The sequence below is a fragment of the Maribacter luteocoastalis genome, from assembly GCF_048890225.1.
In the GTDB taxonomy this organism is placed as follows: Bacteria; Bacteroidota; Bacteroidia; order Flavobacteriales; family Flavobacteriaceae; genus Maribacter; species Maribacter luteocoastalis.
Genome location: NZ_JBMFZG010000003.1, coordinates 193,247 through 214,731 on the forward strand (window position 1 = coordinate 193,247; position 21,485 = coordinate 214,731).

Sequence of the window (21,485 nt, forward strand, 5' to 3'; positions counted from 1 at the left end):
TACAAATTACTAAAGTATCAATACGCAGCCTCTTGTTTTTTCATGGCCAATCCTGCAATTAAACCAACCACCAATCCTATAACTACATTGATAATCAATATAACAGGGTACGAAATCCAAGCAAATTTCTTTTGCATTTCTATTCCTTGATCTATTTGTTCTGCGGTAAGATTAGGGTTTTGTTCCATAGCTTTCACTTTCCCAATCTCGTACATCTTATCCATATATTCTGGTTCTAGGACATTGGATAGGGTAAAAAACCAAAGCAAGCCTATTATCCCGGCAATCAATGCAACGCCAGCACCTACTTTTAAAGCATCTGAAATATCTAAAAGTCCCTCATTGGCTTTTTTATATTGCATGATACCTATCACGATACCTAAGGCCAATATAACAGTTTGTGTTATTTGGACTCCTGCACCTTGCTCATAATGCATATCCATAACAAAGAGCATAATTGCGAATACCACTCCCACAATACCTGTTATGGTGCCAAAGTTTAAAGCAAATTTTCCAGTTTTTGGTTTATTTTCCTCCATTTTAAAATGTTTTTTAGTTGATTAATGGATAAGTATTGTTTTAAATTAAAATGTTACATAATGTACAAGAAATAAATTTCATAAATTTTAGTATTTTAAATTGTTAGTTTGTATTAATTAACTAAATTTGCAGCCTTAAAATGAGTACCCGTCGGAATGGGTACATTAAATATTTTAAAAATGAGAAAAGGAATACACCCAGAAAATTATAGATTAGTTGCCTTTAAGGACATGTCCAACGAGGAGGTTTTTTTAACCAAATCTACTGCTGACACCAAAGAGACATTAGAAGTTGATGGCGTTGAATACCCATTGGTGAAATTGGAAATTTCAAGAACATCCCATCCATTCTACACAGGTAAGGCTAAATTTTTGGATACAGCAGGACGTATTGATAAATTTAAGAACAAGTACAAGAAATTTTCTAAACCTGCTGCAAAGAAAGAGGAGGAATAGTATTTTTCTATATAATAAGTAAGCACCCTCGAAGATATCGAGGGTGTTTTTGTTTTAAATATATCCCGGTTTTGTTACCCTTGGTCAGTAATGTTGTTTTACGTAGTCTAGATTGGTTAATTTTGGCATAAATTAAAATACATGAATTGCATTCTTTTTGATGGACCAGTTAGAGATAACCTATTGCCTTTTACCTTTACCAGGCCTGTAGCGGAAATACGGGTTGGCATCATGACAATAAGGGAAAAATGGGAAGCTTATTTAAATTGCCCCATTTCATACCTTACCGAGGATTATTTATCTGAGAAATATCCATTGACCTTGGCCAATACAAATTTGATGATCAATGCATCAATTTTACCAAGTGAAAAATTAGTTCAGGAATTAAGGAATTTATCAGAAAATGAAGTCTTGTTAAAAGATGATATTATAATTGCATATTGGAGTAAGACCGCAGATAAGGATCAGGATGTCTCATCCTTTGACCAATTGAATTACAATGGTGAGATAGTACAGATTTTAAACACCTGGGATATATTCTCTAAAAATGGGGAAGCACTTCAGGCAGATTTTGATTTCTTGACCAAAGGAAGGAAAAGTCAACCTATTTCAAATACAAATAGCTTAATTCATCCCGAACGTATCTTCTTGGAAGAAGGTGCTAAGGTTGAATATAGTATCTTAAATGCAACAGAGGGACCAATTTATATTGGCAAAAACGCAGAAATTTGGGAAGGTAGTTTAATAAGGGGCGGCTTGGCTTTATGTGATAATGCAATCATAAAAATGGGAGGTAAGCTTTACGGTCCAACCACTATTGGACCTTACTCAAAAGTTTGTGGGGAGGTAAGTAACTCGGTAATTTTTGGATATAGTAGCAAGGGTCATGAAGGTTATCTAGGTAATGCAGTGTTGGGGGAATGGTGTAATATTGGAGCGGATTCCAATAACTCTAATCTTAAGAACAACTATGCCAAGGTAAGACTATGGAATTATGCCACTGAAAAATTTGAGCATACAGGGCTTCAATTTTGTGGATTAATGATGGGTGACCATAGTAAAACTGCTATAAACACTATGTTTAATACAGGAACTGTAATTGGTGTTAGCTCAAATATTTATGTGCCAGGGTTTCCTAGAAATTTTGTACCAAGTTTTAGTTGGGGCGGTGCCTCAGGTTTTTCAACATATATGCCTACAAAAGCATTTGAGGCAGCTAAGGTAATGATGGCAAGAAGAAATGTTGAATTTAACGATATTGAAGCCAATATTTTGAACCATGTGTTTGAGATTACCAAAAAATGGCGAAATTATTAAAGTAACGTAAACGATAGAATTGGTCATAATGAAAAAAAAAGTGGCATTTTACACCTTGGGTTGTAAACTTAATTTTTCAGAAACATCTACCATTGCAAGAGGTTTTGTAGATGAAGGATTTCAAAGGGTTGATTTCTCAGAGAAAGCAGACATGTATGTTATAAATACGTGCTCTGTGACCGACAATGCTGATAAAAAATTCAAGACTATTGTAAAACAGGCGCAAAACAAGAATGCAAAAGCCTTTATTGCGGCTGTAGGATGCTACGCCCAATTAAAACCTGAAGAGCTGGCCGCTGTTGACGGTGTGGATTTGGTCTTGGGGGCTACCGAAAAATTTAAGATTACCGATTATATCAATGACCTCTCCAAAAATGATTTTGGTGAAGTACATTCCTGTGAGATTTCTGAAGCGGATTTTTATGTTGGGAGTTATGCCATTGGTGATCGTACTAGAGCCTTTTTAAAAGTGCAGGATGGTTGTGATTATAAATGCACGTATTGCACTATTCCTTTGGCCAGAGGTATTTCTAGAAGTGACAGGCTAGAGAACGTACTGAATAATGCAGCAGAAATAGCCGCTCAAGGCATTAAGGAAATTGTGCTTACAGGCGTAAATATTGGAGATTACGGTAAAGGGGAATTCGGAAACAAAAAGCACGAACATACATTTTTAGACTTGGTAAAGGCATTGGATAATGTAGAAGGGATCAACCGACTGCGAATATCTTCTATTGAGCCAAACCTATTAAAAAATGAAACCATAGAATTTGTTGCAAATAGTGATTCATTTGTGCCTCATTTTCACATTCCCTTGCAAAGTGGAAGCGATACCATCCTAAAATTGATGAAAAGGCGTTATTTAACTAGCTTGTATACGGAACGAATTGCTCAAATAAAATCTACAATGCCCCATTGTTGTATTGGGGTAGATGTTATAGTTGGATTTCCGGGTGAGACTGATGAGGATTTTCTAGAAACATATCACTTTTTAAATAACCTTGATATTTCATATCTGCATGTCTTTACTTATTCTGAACGTGATAATACCCTTGCGGTAGGTATGCCTGGTATAGTGCCAAAAAATGTTAGAAATAAACGAAGCAAGATGTTAAGGGGATTGTCAGTTAAAAAACGAAGGGCTTTTTATGAAAGCCAATTAGGTACTGAGCTGGAAGTTTTATTTGAAAGTGAGAATAAGGAAGGGTATATAAATGGTTTTACCGAGAATTATGTAAAGGTTAAAACCCCATGGAATCCCACTTTAATAAATACCATACATAAAATTAAGTTAAATGAGATTGGGGATGATGGTTTGGTAACCATGGATTTTGTGGATGAGAAAATAACAGCGTAAAAAAAGCCTCTTTAAAGAGGCTTTTCAAATTAGATCCGTATACCAACCGGTAACATTTCCTTGTATTGTCTATTTTTTCTCAAAAACCCTGCAATTTGTGGACTTGTAGGGACTACTCGTAAATTTTTCTCCTGAAGGTGATTTAAAACTGCTTTAATAAAATTTTCTTTAAAGCCCTCTTCGGTAATTGCTTCAGGAACTACTAACTTGGTTAAAAACACTTTTCTTTCTTGTGAAGAGTATTCAATTTTTGCCAAATGGTTCTCTACATTCGCTTCAAATTGACGTAAGAAAGCATTGTCCTTAATAGTAACATTGTTCATATAGATGATTTTAGTTTTGGTTTTAGACAAAAAAAATACGATGTTCTCAATCGTAATTCGTCAACTTAATGGCTTGTTATTAATAAGTTTTTTAAAAATTAACAAGCTATGTTCAAAAGTAATGAAAAAATACCTAAATTCCTAGTTTTTATAGTGTTCACTAATTATGGGCGGTAGTAAAATTCACGTTTATTTTATGCCTGGTATGGCAGCTCATAGTAGTATATTTGAATATATAATACTCCCTTCGAAAAAATTTGAATGCCATTTATTAGAATGGACCTCTCCTACAAAACAGCAGAGTCTAGCTGATTATGCGCAACAGATGTGCTCTTTAATTACCCATAGTGATCCAATATTGGTGGGGGTTTCCTTTGGCGGCATATTAGTGCAGGAAATTTCTAAATTAATTCCTGTTTCCAAAATAATAATTATATCTAGTGTTAAACTTACATCGGAACTTCCCAAAAGAATGTTATTTGCGAGCTATACAAGCGCCCATAAATTATTGCCTACGGGATTGGTGAATAATATGGAATTATTGGCCAAATACGCTTTTGGGGAAACAGTGACCAAGCGTTTGGATTTGTATAAAAAATACTTATCAATACGGGATAAAGTATATATCGACTGGTGCTTGGATAAAATGGTAAATTGGAAACAAGAGACTTTTCCCAATAATTTGGTCCATATTCAAGGCGATAGGGATGCCGTATTTCCTGTTTCGAATATTAAGAATTGTATTCTAGTCAAGAATGGCACACATACCATGATAATTCACAGAGCAAAATGGTTTAATGAACACTTGCCTACAATTATTTTGGATTAAGACAGTTCTATTGATACCTTTGGTTGTAACTAAATACTTTTGATATGAAGATCTTGAAAAATATACTCATGCTTTTGGGTGTTTTATTTGTGGTAGGTTCGTTGGTTTTTGCCGTTAACGTTAATGAGGTGAGAACCGCTTTACAGCCAGTGGAGAACGACAGTATAAATAAAAATGTGGCATCTGAATATCGTATTTCCGCTATTGATATACCTAGCGATTTGAATTTTGCCGGTGAAATTGTGCCACAAGAAGACCCTGAAATAATGGAACGTGTAGATAGGGAGTTTTTGGTAAATACCTATTGGCAGTCCAATGCGCTTTTGTTAATGAAAAGGGCACATAAATATTTTCCGGTAATTGAGCCAATTTTGGCCAAAAATGGAATTCCTGATGATTTTAAATATTTGGCAGTCGCCGAAAGTGGTTTAACTAACGTGGTTTCTCCTGCAGGGGCAACAGGTTTTTGGCAAATTATGAAAGAAACCGGAAGAGAATATGGGTTAGAGGTTAATTCCAATGTAGATGAGCGTTACCATTTAGAAAAATCTACTGAGGTTGCCTGTAAATATTTAAACAAATGGAAAGATAATTATGGTAGTTGGACACTTACTGCGGCAACTTATAATGCTGGCCCTGGTGCTATTAAAAAGTATATGGGTATCCAGAAAGTGGATAACTATTATGATTTATTGTTAGGTGAGGAAACAGGTAGGTATTTATTTAGGATTATGGCTATTAAAGAGATTTTAACGCATCCAGAAAAATATGGATATCATATAGAGAAAGAAGACCTTTACAGTGCAGTACCCACATTTACAGTTGAAGTTGACAAGCCAGTGACCAACTTTGCAGATTTTGCCAATGAATATGAAATAACGTACAAGATTTTAAAACGTCATAACCCTTGGCTAAGAGAACCACATTTAAACAACACTTCCCAAAAAAAATACACTATAGAAATTCCTAATAAAGGCTATTATAAGGAATCTAAGTAAGGCTATATTTTTTTCATTTGCTGTTGCATCATCTTAATTTGCTCGGTCAGCATGTTGTTCTTGTCTAACTTCTTTGCTTCATTTAGAAGCATGGTAGCCTCTCTTTTACGACGTTTTTGCATAGCAATTCCTGCTAAGCTTAACTTTGCCATAGCATAGTCATAATCCATTGTCAAACCTAGCTTTAGGGCTTTTTTGAAGTATTTTTCAGCTTGTGTCAAATTGGTTTGAGAAAAAATGATACCGTGTAAATAATTAAAATACCCCTGTTGTTTCTTAGTTAAAGCCCCTTTTGGGTTTTTAATTTTGGAGAGCCAATTTTGGGTACCGGTCAAATCTTGTTTTCTCATCCTTAAAAAAGCGAGGAGGATAATTTCATTTCTAAAATAAAGGAAAATAAAAATTAGGGAAAGTAAGATGAGAAAAATACCATTACCTATATTCCCTTCTATAAATTGATATACTGCATAGGTAATAATTAGGCCTGCTATGACAAGTTTTATATTCTTATTGAACATGGTTCTTTGGTTTAAGATGATTATTTTAAAGTTCTTTACAACTAATTTTTTTATCAAAAACAATGAAAACACCTTTGTTTAAGGTAAAAAAACATTCGAGCAAAATTAGGGAAATCCATGCTTTTGGACTGTATAGAACATTAAAAAATATTTTTTTAATTACTCCTTGCGAAAGCAAAAACTCTTTGTATATTTGCGCCCAGTTTTACCTACCCATTTAAAGGTAACGCAATAAAGACAGAAAGAATAAATATATAGGCGATGAGTAAAAGAACATTCCAACCTTCTAAGAGAAAGAGAAAAAATAAGCACGGTTTTCGTGAGCGTATGGCTTCCGTAAACGGAAGAAAGGTTCTTGCGAGAAGAAGAGCTAAAGGAAGAAAAAAGTTAACTGTTTCCTCTGAGCCAAGACATAAGAAATAAATGAATATTTTGTTTTAAAATATTGAAGGTGTTACTTTTTTTAAAGTAGCACCTTTTTTTTGCCCAATAACTACAACACTATTTTAGAAAATGCCGAAAAGAAAAGATTTAAACTCCATTTTATTGATTGGTTCTGGCCCTATTATAATAGGTCAGGCATGTGAATTTGATTACGCGGGTAGTCAGTCATTACGTTCTTTAAGAGAGGATGGTATTGAAACCATACTTATTAATAGTAACCCTGCGACTATAATGACAGACCCTTCAATGGCAGACCATGTCTACTTAAAACCATTGACCACAAAATCTATCGTAGAAATTCTGAAAGCACATCCACAGATTGATGCGGTTCTACCTACAATGGGTGGACAAACCGCATTGAATTTATGTATTGAGGCTGACAAAAAAGGAATTTGGGAAGACTTCGGGGTAGAATTAATAGGAGTTGATATAGATGCGATTAATATAACTGAAGATCGTGAACAATTTCGTGAACTAATGCTTAAGATTGGTGTGGGTATGGCGCCTCAGGCAACAGCTACATCGTTTTTAAAAGGTAAGGAAATTGCCCAGGAATTTGGTTTTCCTTTGGTGATTAGAGCTTCCTACACCTTGGGTGGGGCAGGGGCTTCCATAGTGTATAGGCCAGAGGATTTTGATGCATTGCTAAGTCATGGACTTGAAATTTCACCTATTCATGAGGTAATGATTGATAAGGCCTTAATGGGCTGGAAAGAATATGAGTTGGAACTTCTTCGTGATAAGAATGATAATGTTGTTATTATCTGTACCATTGAAAATATGGACCCAATGGGTATCCATACGGGTGATTCTATTACTGTAGCACCCGCTATGACATTATCTGACCGTACTTTTCAGAAAATGCGGGACATGGCCATTAAAATGATGCGCAGTATTGGGGATTTTGAAGGCGGTTGTAATGTACAGTTTGCTGTAAGTCCAGATGAAAAAGAAGATATAATTGCCATTGAGATCAACCCTAGGGTTTCCAGGTCATCCGCTTTGGCTTCTAAAGCAACGGGGTATCCCATTGCAAAAATAGCAACCAAATTGGCCATTGGTTATTCTTTGGATGAATTGGAAAATCAAATTACAAAGTCAACTTCGGCCCTATTTGAGCCAACATTGGATTATGTGATCGTAAAGATACCTAGATGGAATTTTGATAAGTTTGAGGGTTCTGACCGGACCTTGGGACTTCAAATGAAGTCAGTTGGAGAGGTAATGGGAATTGGGCGTTCTTTTCAAGAAGCACTGCACAAAGCAACGCAATCTTTAGAAATCAAAAGAAATGGTCTAGGTGCCGATGGCAAGGGGTATAAGGATTACGATCAGATAATAAGTAAACTTACCATTCCTAGTTGGGATAGGGTATTTGTTATTTATGACGCAATACAAATGGGTATTCCACTTAGTAGGATACATGAGATTACCAAGATTGATATGTGGTTCTTGAAGCAATATGAGGAACTACATTATTTAGAAAAAGAAATCTCAAAATATACCATTGCCAGTCTTTCTAAAGATTTATTACTGGAAGCAAAACAAAAAGGATTTGCCGATCGTCAAATAGCCCATATGTTGGATTGTTATGAGAGTGAAGTATATAACAAAAGAACCGAGCTGAACATCAACCGGGTTTATAAGCTGGTAGATACCTGTGCGGCGGAGTTTAAGGCAATGACACCATACTACTATTCTACATTTGAAGCAGAAATAGAAAAACCAGATGGCACACGTTATGTAGAAAACGATAGTGTGGTAACAGATAGGAAGAAAATTGTTGTTTTGGGCTCTGGACCAAACCGCATAGGACAGGGGATTGAGTTTGATTATTGCTGTGTTCATGGTGTTTTGGCTGCGGCTGAGTGTGGTTATGAGACTATTATGATCAATTGTAACCCAGAAACAGTTTCCACTGATTTTGATACTGCAGACAAGCTATATTTTGAACCAGTATTTTGGGAACATATTTATGATATTATCCGTCATGAAAAACCAGAAGGGGTTATTGTTCAGTTAGGTGGTCAAACTGCCTTGAAATTAGCTGAAAAACTTTCTAAATACGGCGTCAAGATTATAGGTACCAGTTTTGAGTCCTTGGATTTAGCCGAAGATAGAGGTAGTTTCTCTAAACTACTAATGGAAAATGACATTCCTTTTCCAAGATTCGGTGTGGCGGAATCCGCTGATGAGGCATTGATTCTTGCAGATGAGTTAGATTTTCCGTTGCTGGTTAGACCTTCCTATGTTTTAGGTGGACAAGGAATGAAGATTGTAATAAACAAAGAGGAACTGGAGGAGCATGTTGTGGATTTGTTACGAAAGATTCCGAATAATAAATTACTTCTAGACCATTACTTGGACGGTGCTATTGAAGCCGAGGCAGATGCAATTTGTGACGGTAAAGATGTTTACATTATAGGTATCATGGAGCATATAGAGCCATGTGGTATTCATTCTGGCGATTCAAATGCTACTTTACCACCTTTTAACTTAGGTGAATTTGTAATGCAACAGATTAAGGACCATACCAAGAAAATTGCCCTGGCATTAAATACGGTAGGATTAATTAACATTCAGTTTGCCATTAAGGATGATACAGTTTATATCATAGAAGCAAACCCAAGGGCATCACGTACCGTACCTTTTATAGCCAAAGCCTATAAAGAACCTTATGTGAACTATGCAACCAAGGTAATGTTGGGAGAAAAGAAAATCAAGGATTTTGAATTTAAACCAGAACTAGAAGGTTATGCCATAAAGCAACCTGTTTTCTCTTTCAATAAATTCCCTAATGTGAACAAAAACCTTGGCCCTGAGATGAAGAGTACAGGAGAGAGTATTTTGTTTATTGATAGCCTAAAGGACGATGAGTTCTACAACCTTTATGCTAGAAGAAAAATGTATTTAAGTAAATAAGAATACCATACTTAGTTTAAAAGGCACCTCAATGTAGGTGCTTTTTTTGTTAATTAAACCATACAGCATACCGTTTACGCCTTAACTCCAACGCTAAGATTTGCTCCATTTTTAATGCTTCTGTACGTGAATAAATGGGTTTGATATGATTATAAAGGCTTGGTCTAAGATAAGAACCATACTTTTTAACCAAATTGGAAGATAAATTGTGTCCTTTCTTATTTCTGTAACCACTTTTGTGTTGCTCAAACCGTTCTTTAGGCGATTTACTGGTCATCCCTACATACAAACATTCCAAAACACCGTTGAATTGTGGATTTGCCTCCCTAAACCTTTGGTTTTCCGTAAAGACTTTTTTTGAAAGTTCTATAACATAAATAGCATATTGCGTTTTGGACATTTTATAAATACGGTTTTATATTTTAATTATTATGCAGTTTAGGGAATTAGGTCTTAACTACGATAGTGTAAAAAATCAATTTAAAAATAAGGACCAAGTTAGCATATCATCCAAATTTCACACTGGTCATAGTTAACGAACCACCAATAGGTTTGTTATTAAAAATAAGAATATCGTCTTGGTCATCTTTTAAGCCTAGAGTATAAAGCAAAGGCATATAATGTTCCGGTGTAGGTATTGCCAAGTCAAAAGCTTTACCCTGTTTTTGAAAACTGACTAAAGACTTATGATCACCATTTAAAATCCACTGTTTCATTTTGGCATCAGCCTCTATGGCCCAATCATAGCCATAATCTTCATTTATCTTATCCCAGGCAACTTGCCTTAAATTATGTACCATGTTACCACTGCCAATTATTAAAACTCCCTTATCCCTTAGGTTTTTCAACTGTTTTGCCAACTGGTAATGATATTCCGGTTTTTGGGTATAATTTATACTTAATTGAATAACGGGCACATCTGCATTTGGGAACAAATGTTTAACAACGGTCCAAGCCCCATGGTCCAAGCCCCATTGATCATCTAATCCAATTGTATTCTCAGGCTTTACCTCATGTGTCAACTCTTTTGCTAGTTTTGGGTTACCTGGGGCAGGGTATTGTACTTCATAAAGGGCTTTGGGAAATCCGCCAAAATCATGAATGGTTCTAGGTTGTTGCATAGCGGTAACAAAAGTACCTTTGGTTTCCCAATGTGCAGATACTACAATAATCGCATTTGGTTTACTTAATTGTTTCCCCTGTTTTTTAAAACCCTGTACAAATTCATTGTCTTCTATACCGTTCATAGGCGAGCCATGTCCTAAAAATAGCACTGGCATTCTTTCGGTATTTGAATAAGCCTGAGTGCTATTTTCTAGCTTTTTTAATTTTGATGTTTTTTTCATTTAGACCTTATGGCTAATTGTTTATTTAAGAGCTGTAGCAGATAAATTATAACTTACTTTTTTGGAGAATAATTTACTTAATAAAAATCAAAATGGTTCAAGTATAGACTTTTGCCTCTATTTCTTCTATACTTTAAATCGTTTTTAAGTTTGGTTCTTTTTAATTTAAAAATTAATGTCTATAATCAGATTCTTACCTGATACGCTATTAACAAACAACTTGAAATAATTGTTGTGTTTAGTATAGCTCGCACTATCCATGGAAATTTTGAATAGTCAATTTTTGCATAGTCACCTAAAATTACACAAATGCCCATTAAGAAAAACCATGGGGTTAGGAGTAAGGTAATTTTCCATTTTAATAGCATAATCACAAGATCATGAATAAATCCGCAGGCAACAAAAGTGATTAGCAGGGATAATGCCTGTGGAAAAATTAATTTAAGCGGTTTAAAAATATTTTTCCCTAGGTAATAACTCCAGATAGGATTCCAGTGTTGCCAAAATTTCGAAAACGTTCCGGCTCCCAGAGAACGAATAAACATATTTCGTAGGGAATCACTGTGACCTAAAGGCACACCATTTCTCCTTTTTACATAATCTGATAAATTCAATTTTTAATTTTTATATTTTGCCAAAATTGCCATTGCCTTGGTTACAAATTGTTTACTAGTTCTTTACAGAGTTTCTTTCCTGTACAAACTTCTAATCTGGGGAAGGAGGGCGATGATGATAATTACTACTGCATAAAACATATAAAATGTATGTAACCAGTGTATGCCACCTTGAAGAAATATCAATTGGATTTGTATCCAGCCAATGAGGCAAAAAGCAACATAAATACTAAATGTCCATGACCAGTGCATATCATTGAAAATATTAATTTGGTCCGCAATTTTTGATTTGGGTTTTTTTAGCAATGCTATTATCAACAATGAAGGCAAAACGCCTAGAATAGACAATAAAATTATTCCAGGAACTAAGAAACTATCAAAAGGAACAGTTTTAAATTCAGACAACGGTAGACCTATCATCTCACCAGTTGGAGAGATTATTAGTACGATACCACCTCCAACAGCACCCAATGCTAGAAATCCTAGAACAATCAAAAAAATATTGCGTACTAATTTGATTTTCATATCTTTTTCTTCTTTTCTCTTCATTTAGATTTGTAATTAAATGGTTTGTAACATTACAGCTACACTATCGTTGAGTTAAAATCCAATTGGATTTTTGCCCCTGAAACCAAGTAAATTATCTAAAGTTAAGGATTTCATCTAGGAAATTCGCCCACAATGAATTATAGGTATTGTTGAGCTTTTCTTATCTTTTTATTCTTTTGTTCCTTGCCAATATGAAATAAATTTCCTGCCTTCAGAATATGAGGTACCATAAATTCTGTTGCCAGAAAAGTAACCTGAGTGGTAGTAAGTATAACTGTTATCAATTGTCGTAAAGGCAAAATGTAGCTTGCCCCAGTCATTGTTTACGAGTGCGTTTGAAAATTGTGAGCCATAAAATTCCCCACTAAATCCGTTTCCTGATACTTCAGTAATATAAAGGTCTTTTAGATAGGGTTCGCTATTTGGCGTTGGTCTTAAATCAATTTTCCAATTACCCTTGATTTTCTCAACATCAATGGCAACAGCATTATTTTCTAATTCGGTTGCTGGAATTTCTACCCGTTTGCCAATACTCGTCAAATACATTTTTTCTGATAGCTCATATAAATTAGTGGCGTTTGTATTGCTCAACACGATAATGGTTTTGCCTTTCTCCATGGTATGAATCCAATTCGCATTAGCACCTAAAATAGCACCTGTGCGATAATAGAATGGTTCACTAAAGTTCCCCCAGCCTGTCGAGCCCCAAAGCCCATAAGCTGTATATCCCAGTTCGGGATGGATTGTTAATAGTTTTTCAGTAGATTCCTTATTTAGTATCGTGTTAGTGAAAAGTGCCTGATCAAACTTTAGCAAGTCTTCAACGGTAGAATATAAAGCACCTGATCCAAAATAGAGTTCAGGATAATATGGGGCATCATTATAAAATACACTGAGTGAATCTTCATAAGTATAACTTGGTAATAGACCTAAATTAATTTCTTTAGAATTTACCATTTGCGTGTGTTCCAATCCAAGGGGAGCTACTATAGCTTCCTTCAAATAGGCATCATAACTTACCTTGGAAACCGTTTCAATAATTTTATGAAGTAGGATATACTCAGTGTTACCATATTCGGATTTTTCCCCGGGAGGGTACAGCAATTGCCCTGAACAATATGATTCAATAAAGTCATCCAAAGTTTTGTCAACTTGGTAGGGTATTAAACCAAGAGAGTCCAATATGTTTTGAATTCCAGAGGAATAGGTCAATAATTGATGAATAGTAACTTTGTCTTTTCCTTCACCTTGGTAATTTGGTAGGTATTCACCAATTGTGTCGCCAAGAAATAACTTATTTTCTTCAACTAGCTTCATAATCATCACTGCCGTAAATACTTTAGTCATAGAGGCAATTTTGAATTTGGATTTGGTATTTAAAACCGATCCATTTTGCCGATTTCCGATGCCAACACTGCTTAAAAAATCAATTTTCCCATTCGTGGCAACAAGCACTACACCATTGAAATGCTTTTCTGACTTATAATAGTTAAGCAGTTCTGAAAATTGAAGGTTTTGGGCAAAAATTAAATTTGTGACCAGAACTATAATAAATGTGAGGTATGTTTTCATTTTATTAGGTCTTTGATTTTTATTTATAGCATTTCATTTCCTTAAATAACGGGCAACGTTTTGGCAAAGGGTAGTGGGAGGCAAGTAAAAGCTTTTACCTCCCGTACTGACGACAGGTCAGCGCACAAAAACAAAGCTTTATGTTTCATAATTGTTTTATTTTTTAATTGACAACTTAGTGCAGCGTTATCGCAAATTACTTATTATAAATAGAAATCCTATTAGTTAATCCTTAAGTTCTAAAGGTCTTGGCAAATAATACCAACTAAATAAATATAGCGATTTATGCCATATTTTTTAAAACCATAATTAGCTACAGGTTTTTATTTTTCGATCAACTCCTTTAGCATTTTTAAAACAGGATTTTCTTCTCTATGTTCAGGTTATATTTGATTCCAAAGGTTTTAATTCCTATTGAGTAAAAAATCCAAATCAGAACTAAAAAATTGATGTAAATTTCAGCACTGTTTTCAGTAATTAGTCAATATTACATATTTGACTTTTTCTTATTAAAAGAGATAACAATAAAAGCTCCAACAAAACAATGAAGAGACACATAAAAGTAAACGCTAAATTGTTTTCTCCACTTTTTGAATTTTTTCTTAATTCAATGTCGATAATGAATAGTCCAAAAAGGCTTATAATTATTCCAAGAATATTTTTTTTCTTTCAATTAGTTTTGTTAATTTTTTCAATGAAGCACAACAATAGGATACCATCATTGTAGATGATATCCTATCTATAAAATTACTTCTCCCATTCTGTGTGGAAAATACCTTCTCGGTCCAATCTTTCATAGGTGTGTGAACCAAAATAATCGCGTTGGGCTTGTATAAGGTTCAAAGGCAACCTACTAGAGGTGTAAGCATCAAAATAGGTTAATGAGTTAGAAAGTCCTGGTAATGGTATTCCGTTTTTAGCGGCATAACTTACCAATTCACGGGCAGAATCTACAGTTCCCTTTACCTTCTCTACAAATGTTGGTGATAACAGTAAATTAGGCAATACTGGGTCTGCCTTAAAAGCCTCGGTAATATCGGCCAATAAACCGGCACGTATGATACAACCGGCACGCCATATTTTAGCTATTTCTGCAATATCCAATTCATAACCATATTCATTAGAGGCATCCGCCAATTGGTGCAACCCTTGTGCATAGGTAATGATAAATGAAAAATACAAGGCTTCTTCGGTTATTTTTTCTAACTGGGCCTTGTCCATATGTGCTACTTGGGGCCTGTCATAAAGCTTATCTGCAGCAACACGTTCTTCCTTAAGTGCAGAAATTTCGCGCATGCTTACGGCAACATCAATGGATGGTACCGGAATACCAAGGTCCATGGCATTTTGGCTCGTCCATTTTCCAGTTCCCTTTTGTTTGGCCTTGTCCAAAATACTATCAACCAACCTTCCTGGGCCCAAATCATCTTCCTGTTCAAAAATCTCAGAGGTTATCTCAACTAAAAAAGACTGTAAACGTCCAGCATTCCATTTGGCAAAAGTGGCATGCAGCTCATCATTGGTAAAATCACCTCCTTTTTTAAGCACATCATATATTTCGGAAGTAAGTTGCATTAGTCCGTACTCAATACCGTTATGTACCATTTTTACATAGTTCCCTGCGGATTTCGGGCCTAAATAGGCTACACAGGGCTCTCCGTTATATTTAGCGGATACTGCCTCAAAAATAGGCTTTACATGTTGGTAGGCTTCCTTGTTGCCACCAGGCATAATACTTGGGCCTTTTCTAGCTCCTTTGGCACCACCTGAAACACCTGCGCCAAAAAAGTTAATCCCTTTTTCGGCCAAGTAGGCCTCCCGCCTGTCCGTATCGGTATAAAAAGAGTTGCCACCATCAATAATGATATCACCCTTGTCCAAATTAGGCAAAAGACTTTCAATCACTATATCTACCACTTTTCCTGCGGGCACCAACAACATAATCTTTCTAGGGGTAGTAAGGGCATCAATAAAAGTTTTGGCGTCTGATGTGGCATTTACCTTTTTTGTGTCCCCACCTTCCTCAATTAAAGCATTCACCTTTTCCTTGTCTAAATCGTTTCCAAAAGCGGTAAAACCGTTATCGGCAACGTTCAAGATAAAATTACGTCCCATTACGCCCAATCCAACTAATCCAAAATCGTATTTCTGCTCCATAAAGTGTACTTTTTCTTATTTTAATATCAGTAAAAGCCAAAAATAAACGAAAATATCTATAATGGTCACTATCTTATTGTAATCTCATTGGTAAAGCCTATTCTTTTCGATACTTTTAACCCTTGAAACTTTTTTAAGAACCTATGAAGAAGACAGAAAACCAAATGTTGGTGATCTTTGGTGCATCGGGAGACCTTACAGCCCGTAAATTGGTACCTGCACTTTTTAATTTATTTGTAGCTGATCAATTACCTGAAAATTTTGTTGTTTTAGGAGCCAGTCGTAGCGATATGACCGATGCGGAATTCAGGGAAAAAGTAGTTTTGGAAAGTACCTATCTAAAGGATAAAATTGAAGACTTAGATGAAAATTGGGTATCTAAATTTGCCAATAAGTTTTTTTATGAGGATTTGGGTGGCGATTACGATACGCATTATGGTAAGCTTAGGACCAGGGTAGGGGATTTGAACGATAAGTTTAATACTGGTGGAAATATCATGTATTACCTTTCTACGCCACCAACATTATATGAGACCATAGCCAAGAATTTAGCGGAAGCTGGACTTAGCACCCAAAATAACGGTTGGAAACGGTTGATTGTAGAAAAACCTTTTGGGTATAGTTTGGAGACTGCCAAAGCGTTGAACAAGGGCATCCAAAATCACTTTACGGAAGAGCAAATTTATAGAATTGACCACTATTTGGGTAAGGAAACCGTGCAAAACTTGCTGGTAACTCGTTTTGCCAATAGTATTTTTGAACCACTTTGGAACAGAAACTATATTCACCATATAGAGATTACCAATGCAGAAAGTGTTGGCGTTGAAAAGCGTGGTGGTTACTATGATAAATCTGGTGCGTTACGTGATATGTTCCAGAATCACCTTTTACAGATTGTTTCTTTAATTGTAATGGAACCACCAATTGGTGACCAGCCAGAGGAAATACGTAATGAAAAGGTAAAGGCCTTAAAATCGCTCCGTATCATGAAAGATGAGCAAACCCTACACGATAATACTATTAGGGCCCAATATATGGCCTCAGAGATAGATGGTGAAAAAGTAAGGGGTTATCGTGAGGAAGAAGGGGTAGGTGAAAATTCTACTACGGAAACCTATGCTGCGATAAAATTCTTTGTAGACAATTGGAGATGGAAAGACGTTCCCTTTTATGTACGGACCGCTAAAAGAATGCCTACTAAGGTCACTGAGGTGGTAATTCATTTTAAAACACCGCACCATCAGATCTTTAAAGATTCTGGAATGCAAAACAAGGATAATAAGTTAATAATTAGGATTCAGCCCGACGAGGGGATACTTGTGAAATTCGGTGTAAAGGTACCTGGGCAAGGTTTTAAGGTTGAGCGCGCCAATCTTGATTTCTATTACTCTAGCCTAGTAGAAAACCATGTAATGGAAGCCTATGAGCGTTTGCTGTTGGATGCTATGCAAGGTGATGCTACTTTGTACGCACGTGCAGACGAAGTGGAGGCAGCTTGGGAGTTTGTAGACCCTATTTTAAATTATTGGAGTAAGGGGGAAGATGTACGTATGTATGGCTACCCATCAGGTGTTTGGGGTCCAGAAAATGCAGATAATTTAATAGATGGTATTGGCTCTTGGCGTAATCCTGGGCCTAATTTAACGGATGATGATAATTTCTGTGTTATTTGTTAATAGGTTAAAATGAAAAATGAAATGGAATTAAATATTTATAAGGACAAACAAGAAGTTGCACAGAAATTTTCTAAGTATTTAAAGGATTTTGTTGCTGGTAAGGACGCTATTCATATCGCCTTGTCCGGTGGGAGTACCCCAAAAATTGTATTTGATGTTTTGGCCGATTTATATGCCGAAGAGATTAATTGGGATACCATCCATTTTTATTGGGGAGACGAACGTTGTGTGCCACCTAGGGATGATGATAGCAATTACAAAATGACGGTTGAACATTTGTTATCCAAAATTCAGATACCTGAGGGAAATATTCACCGTATAAAAGGAGAAAACAAACCCGAAGATGAGGCAGGGCGTTATTCGGAAGTTTTAGAAGAAAACTTACCCTTGGCCAATTACGTTCCGCAGTTTGATTTGGTCATTTTGGGAATGGGGGATGACGGACATACAGCATCCATTTTCCCACATGAAATAGATTTATGGGATGCTAGTCAAAATTGTGTCGTTGCAGTACATCCAGAATCTGGTCAAAAACGGGTTTCCATCACAGGCAAAATAATAAACAATGCCAAGGAAGTCGTTTTCTTGGTCACAGGTGCTGGAAAGTCAGAAAAAGTAAGGATTATCACTAAAAAAGAGCAAGGATTTGAAGTATTTCCCGCTTCTTTGGTTTCTCCCGCTTCTAAACGGCTACTTTGGTTTTTGGATGAAGACGCCGCATCTGAAATCAACTAAAAAAACTATGTGAGCATGTATATTACCAAAAAAATCAAATTTAGTTTAGGAGTTAATCCAATACAATTTTACAATTTTCCTTGGTGAGTTCTTCCAAATAATCAGAAGCTTTAAAGCTAGAGGATTCAAATTTGGTGTCTCGCTTTTGTGCTTCTAATTTTCTGTATTTACTACGTGCAAACCTACGTACACCTTGTTCATTTTTCACTAAAAGTCCGGGTATGGATACGTTTTCACCGTTTGGACCTTTGGCCACCATGGTAAAATAGGAAGAATTGCAATGTTTTGTTTCTCCTGTGGTAATGTTTTCCGATTCTACACGAACTCCTACCACCATAGAAGTACGGCCTGTGAAGTTAATACTGGCTTTTAGTGTGACCAATTCGCCAACCTCAATAGGATTAAGGAAATTTACCCGGTTTACCGATGCTGTAACACAGTAACGCTGCGAATGCTTCGATGCACAGGCAAAAGCAATCTGGTCCATAAGGTTTAAAATATAGCCGCCATGTACCTTGCCACCAAAATTGGAATGGGCGGGAAGCATGAGTTCTGTAATGGCCACTTGGGATTCCTCAACAGTTTTGTAATTTTCCATTAATTTCTAAAATGTGGAGATTGCTCCTGTTCCACTTCGGTTATAAAATATTTTGTATCGCCCAACCAAAAGAAGGTAGCATAGCGCTCTATGTAACTTACTTTTACATACTTACCCTGATATTCCTTTAGCTTTTCAATAACGTCTTTATCCTTATCCAACACAGAAAATGCAAAAATCTGTGCGCCAGAAATGCCTTGGCTAATCTCACCTTCCCATGTCTTTACCAACACCCCTTTATTGCTAATTTTTATAAGTTCTCCAGAGCGTACACCCTCACTGTAAGGCACATAATAAACAAACGCGTAGTACAGCGCCATTAAGGCAATGATTCCACCAATAAATAGAAATAGTATTTTTTTCATTAGTGTTTTAATTTAGGTTCCTCTTCTTCAAAATCATCCTCAATAGCCCTCTTTAATATTGGTTCTGGGATGGATTTTTTAGCTTTAGCACCCATTTTCTTTAACTTTTCTATACTAGTGATAATATTGCCACGCCCTTCTACCAGTTTGTTCATAGCACCTTTGTATTCAGATTTAGCTTCGTCCATTTTCTTGCCTACTTTAGTCAAGTCACCCACAAAACCTTCAAACTTATCATATAAAGCGCCTGCTTGGCGTGCAATTTCAATGGCGTTTCGTTGTTGTTTCTCGTTGTTCCACATACTATCTATTGTGCGTAATGTGGCCAATAATGTAGACGGGGTAACAATAACTATGTTCTGCTCAAAAGCTTTGTTATATAATGAGTTGTCATTATTGATAGCAATGGCAAAAGCGGGTTCTATGGGCACAAACATCAAAACAAAATCTGGACTTTCCATTTCATACAGGTCTTCATATTTCTTGGCCGATAATTGGTCCACATGCCTACGAAGTGAATTAATATGATCTTTCAAGAATTTTTCCTGTAACGCATCCTCTGCATTTACATAGCGTTCGTAATCGGTTAAGGAGACCTTGGAATCTACAATCATCTTTTTGCCATCTGGCAAATTGATAATAACATCTGGCAGTACTTTAGTGCCATCTTCCTTTGTAAAACTTTGTTGAACGGTATATTCCCTATCTTTTTCCAATCCAGATTTTTCCAGAACACGTTCCAACACTAATTCTCCCCAATTTCCTTGCATTTTACTGTCGCCCTTTAAAGCTTTGGTAAGGTTTTCGGCCTCTTGTGTTATCTTTAAATTTTGTGTTTGGAGGTTTAATAATTGCTCTTTTAAAGCAGAATGTATGCTTATGTTCTCTTTTTGACTTTCTTCAACTTTCTTCTCGAACAATTGGATTTTCTCATTCAAGGGAATCAGGATGTTCTTTATGTTACGCTCATTACGCTCGGTAAACTTTACACTTTTTTCTTCTAGAATCTTGTTTGCTAAATTTTCAAACTCTTTGGTAAACTTTTCCTGAAGTTTTTCCACTTCAGCTTTCTGTTCGTTATTCTTGGACTGTAAATTTTCCAAATCGGCCTGGTACCTTACGATTTGGTTTCCCAGGTGCTCCTTTTCTGATCGTAGTTCTTCTTTTTCGTTAATAATGGCAAGGGTTTTGTTTTCCAAGGCCACTTTTGCCAAATCCAACTGTCGGTTTTCTTCCTCTAACTTACTCTGACTTGATTTGGTTTTTAGTTTTTGAATATAATTGCCAAGTAAAAAGCCAATGGCAAGGCAAATACATCCGGTTAATATATAAATAAGGATATCGTTCATTTCATCATTGTATTCATAAGTAAAGATACAGGTTACTTCTTAATTCGGAAAGTACCTGTTTCTCTTTCAAAGGTAACCGTATCGGTTGGAAATAAGTTTATAAAAGCATTTTTTTCAATGAGTGTACAAGGTTGGTCAAAAGGATTTTCTTTACCATCTAAAATCAACATTTTGTCACATAGTTGTATGGCCAATTCTATTTCATGACTTGTAAAGATGATTGTTTTTTGGGTTTCATGTGCTATAAAGCGTAATAACTTCAGTAGCTGCACTTTGTGGTACAGGTCTAGATGCGTTGTGGGCTCATCTAGTAAAATAATATCTGTATCCTGTACTAAGGCCCTTCCAATAAGTACACGTTGTAATTGACCATCACTTAGCTCAAAGCACTTTTTGTTCTTGAGGATATTTAAATCGAGCAAGTCAATAACATCCTTTATTTTATTCTTGTCTCGTTGCGATAAACTACCCAGCCAATTGGTATAGGGCTGTCTACCCAAAGAAATAAGCTCGTATACGGTCATGTTCTTGGTGGCCAAGGGTTCTGTGAGAACCACACTTATAACTGACGCAAGTGTCAATGGTGTGTATGCTTCCAAGTTTTTTCCAAGGACTTTAATGCTACCTGATAGTTTTGGCTGAAAATTTGCGAGCGTTCGCAACAGGGTAGATTTACCAATACCATTAACGCCAACAATTGCTGTAAGCTCCCCTTGGGTAAGGGCAAAATTAATGCGGTTACATACCTGTACAGATGTGTAACCAATACTCAGGTCTTTTGTACTTAGGGTGATATGTTTCTTTGTTTGATTAATTGTCAC

The 21,485-nt window shown here is 36.0% G+C and carries 22 protein-coding genes; 9 read left to right on the forward strand and 13 right to left on the reverse strand.

Going from position 1 to position 21,485, the window contains the following annotated elements; all coding sequences use genetic code 11:
- Positions 1 to 17 precede the first annotated feature (17 nt).
- Positions 18 to 539, reverse strand: a complete 522-nt coding sequence (locus ACOCEA_RS08030) for a DUF4199 domain-containing protein (RefSeq protein ID WP_420755711.1) — start codon at positions 537 to 539, stop codon at positions 18 to 20.
- A gap of 180 nt (positions 540 to 719) precedes the next feature.
- Here ACOCEA_RS08030 and ACOCEA_RS08035 point away from each other — a divergent pair, with 180 nt between their 5' ends.
- From ACOCEA_RS08035 to mtaB, 3 genes are all read left to right on the forward strand, one after another.
- The gene (locus tag ACOCEA_RS08035) at positions 720 to 995 is read left to right on the forward strand and encodes a type B 50S ribosomal protein L31 (protein ID WP_420755712.1); all 276 of its coding nucleotides are present in this window, start codon (positions 720 to 722) and stop codon (positions 993 to 995) included.
- Between the two features lie 141 nt (positions 996 to 1,136).
- Positions 1,137 to 2,312: a GlmU family protein gene (locus ACOCEA_RS08040; protein ID WP_420755713.1), complete on the forward strand. Its 1,176-nt coding sequence runs from the start codon at positions 1,137 to 1,139 to the stop codon at positions 2,310 to 2,312.
- Positions 2,313 to 2,340: 28 nt separating this feature from the next.
- The gene (gene mtaB / locus ACOCEA_RS08045) at positions 2,341 to 3,669 is read left to right on the forward strand and encodes a tRNA (N(6)-L-threonylcarbamoyladenosine(37)-C(2))-methylthiotransferase MtaB (protein ID WP_420755714.1); all 1,329 of its coding nucleotides are present in this window, start codon (positions 2,341 to 2,343) and stop codon (positions 3,667 to 3,669) included.
- A gap of 29 nt (positions 3,670 to 3,698) precedes the next feature.
- Here the strand turns inward: mtaB and ACOCEA_RS08050 are convergent, their stop codons facing one another.
- Positions 3,699 to 3,992 (reverse strand): GNAT family N-acetyltransferase, encoded by a 294-nt coding sequence (locus ACOCEA_RS08050; RefSeq protein WP_420755715.1) that lies wholly within the window; start codon positions 3,990 to 3,992, stop codon positions 3,699 to 3,701.
- Between the two features lie 166 nt (positions 3,993 to 4,158).
- On the opposite strand from ACOCEA_RS08050, the gene ACOCEA_RS08055 reads away from it, so the two are divergent.
- Together ACOCEA_RS08055 and ACOCEA_RS08060 are read left to right on the forward strand one after the other, a co-directional pair.
- Positions 4,159 to 4,821, forward strand: coding sequence for an alpha/beta fold hydrolase (locus tag ACOCEA_RS08055; RefSeq protein ID WP_420755716.1), 663 nt, complete (start codon positions 4,159 to 4,161; stop codon positions 4,819 to 4,821).
- Between the two features lie 44 nt (positions 4,822 to 4,865).
- Positions 4,866 to 5,819 (forward strand): lytic transglycosylase domain-containing protein, encoded by a 954-nt coding sequence (locus tag ACOCEA_RS08060; protein WP_420755717.1) that lies wholly within the window; start codon positions 4,866 to 4,868, stop codon positions 5,817 to 5,819.
- A gap of 2 nt (positions 5,820 to 5,821) precedes the next feature.
- On the opposite strand, the gene ACOCEA_RS08065 is transcribed toward ACOCEA_RS08060, so the two are convergent.
- A complete protein-coding gene (locus tag ACOCEA_RS08065; RefSeq protein ID WP_420755718.1) occupies positions 5,822 to 6,337 on the reverse strand; it encodes a DUF2892 domain-containing protein in 516 nt (171 codons plus the stop codon).
- Between the two features lie 261 nt (positions 6,338 to 6,598).
- Between ACOCEA_RS08065 and rpmH the strand changes: the two genes are divergently transcribed.
- Both rpmH and carB read left to right on the forward strand, forming a co-directional pair.
- Positions 6,599 to 6,760: a 50S ribosomal protein L34 gene (rpmH, locus tag ACOCEA_RS08070; protein ID WP_084696363.1), complete on the forward strand. Its 162-nt coding sequence runs from the start codon at positions 6,599 to 6,601 to the stop codon at positions 6,758 to 6,760.
- A 90-nt stretch (positions 6,761 to 6,850) separates the two neighbouring features.
- The gene (gene carB, locus ACOCEA_RS08075; protein WP_420755719.1) at positions 6,851 to 9,703 is read left to right on the forward strand and encodes a carbamoyl-phosphate synthase large subunit; all 2,853 of its coding nucleotides are present in this window, start codon (positions 6,851 to 6,853) and stop codon (positions 9,701 to 9,703) included.
- A 49-nt stretch (positions 9,704 to 9,752) separates the two neighbouring features.
- Here carB and ACOCEA_RS08080 read toward each other — a convergent pair whose 3' ends face one another.
- From ACOCEA_RS08080 to gndA, 6 genes are all read right to left on the reverse strand, one after another.
- On the reverse strand, positions 9,753 to 10,103 hold the full coding sequence (locus tag ACOCEA_RS08080; RefSeq protein ID WP_420755720.1) for a ribose-5-phosphate isomerase: 351 nt from the start codon (positions 10,101 to 10,103) through the stop codon (positions 9,753 to 9,755).
- 106 nt (positions 10,104 to 10,209) lie between these two features.
- Positions 10,210 to 11,049, reverse strand: a complete 840-nt coding sequence (gene ygiD / locus ACOCEA_RS08085; protein ID WP_420755721.1) for a 4,5-DOPA-extradiol-dioxygenase — start codon at positions 11,047 to 11,049, stop codon at positions 10,210 to 10,212.
- 185 nt (positions 11,050 to 11,234) lie between these two features.
- Positions 11,235 to 11,663, reverse strand: coding sequence for an MBOAT family O-acyltransferase (locus ACOCEA_RS08090; RefSeq protein ID WP_420755722.1), 429 nt, complete (start codon positions 11,661 to 11,663; stop codon positions 11,235 to 11,237).
- Between the two features lie 63 nt (positions 11,664 to 11,726).
- Positions 11,727 to 12,212: a hypothetical protein gene (locus tag ACOCEA_RS08095; protein ID WP_420755723.1), complete on the reverse strand. Its 486-nt coding sequence runs from the start codon at positions 12,210 to 12,212 to the stop codon at positions 11,727 to 11,729.
- Positions 12,213 to 12,380: 168 nt separating this feature from the next.
- Positions 12,381 to 13,784, reverse strand: coding sequence for a serine hydrolase domain-containing protein (locus tag ACOCEA_RS08100; protein ID WP_420755724.1), 1,404 nt, complete (start codon positions 13,782 to 13,784; stop codon positions 12,381 to 12,383).
- A gap of 747 nt (positions 13,785 to 14,531) precedes the next feature.
- Positions 14,532 to 15,941, reverse strand: coding sequence for an NADP-dependent phosphogluconate dehydrogenase (gene gndA / locus ACOCEA_RS08105; protein ID WP_420755725.1), 1,410 nt, complete (start codon positions 15,939 to 15,941; stop codon positions 14,532 to 14,534).
- Positions 15,942 to 16,084: 143 nt separating this feature from the next.
- Between gndA and zwf the strand changes: the two genes are divergently transcribed.
- Both zwf and pgl read left to right on the forward strand, forming a co-directional pair.
- Positions 16,085 to 17,617 (forward strand): glucose-6-phosphate dehydrogenase, encoded by a 1,533-nt coding sequence (gene zwf, locus ACOCEA_RS08110; protein ID WP_420755726.1) that lies wholly within the window; start codon positions 16,085 to 16,087, stop codon positions 17,615 to 17,617.
- Between the two features lie 21 nt (positions 17,618 to 17,638).
- Positions 17,639 to 18,352, forward strand: coding sequence for a 6-phosphogluconolactonase (gene pgl, locus ACOCEA_RS08115; RefSeq protein WP_420756219.1), 714 nt, complete (start codon positions 17,639 to 17,641; stop codon positions 18,350 to 18,352).
- 52 nt (positions 18,353 to 18,404) lie between these two features.
- On the opposite strand, the gene ACOCEA_RS08120 is transcribed toward pgl, so the two are convergent.
- Genes ACOCEA_RS08120 through ACOCEA_RS08135 form a run of 4 tightly spaced genes read right to left on the reverse strand, consistent with a single transcriptional unit; the run spans position 18,405 to position 21,485 of the window.
- Positions 18,405 to 18,950: an acyl-CoA thioesterase gene (locus ACOCEA_RS08120; RefSeq protein ID WP_420755727.1), complete on the reverse strand. Its 546-nt coding sequence runs from the start codon at positions 18,948 to 18,950 to the stop codon at positions 18,405 to 18,407.
- On the reverse strand, positions 18,950 to 19,315 hold the full coding sequence (locus ACOCEA_RS08125; protein WP_420755728.1) for a 6-phosphogluconate dehydrogenase: 366 nt from the start codon (positions 19,313 to 19,315) through the stop codon (positions 18,950 to 18,952). Before ACOCEA_RS08125 ends, ACOCEA_RS08120 begins: the two co-directional genes overlap by 1 nt.
- The gene (locus tag ACOCEA_RS08130; protein ID WP_420755729.1) at positions 19,315 to 20,664 is read right to left on the reverse strand and encodes a DNA recombination protein RmuC; all 1,350 of its coding nucleotides are present in this window, start codon (positions 20,662 to 20,664) and stop codon (positions 19,315 to 19,317) included. Before ACOCEA_RS08130 ends, ACOCEA_RS08125 begins: the two co-directional genes overlap by 1 nt.
- Positions 20,665 to 20,696: 32 nt before the next feature.
- Entirely contained in the window at positions 20,697 to 21,485 is a 789-nt protein-coding gene (locus ACOCEA_RS08135; protein ID WP_420755730.1) for an ABC transporter ATP-binding protein, read from the reverse strand.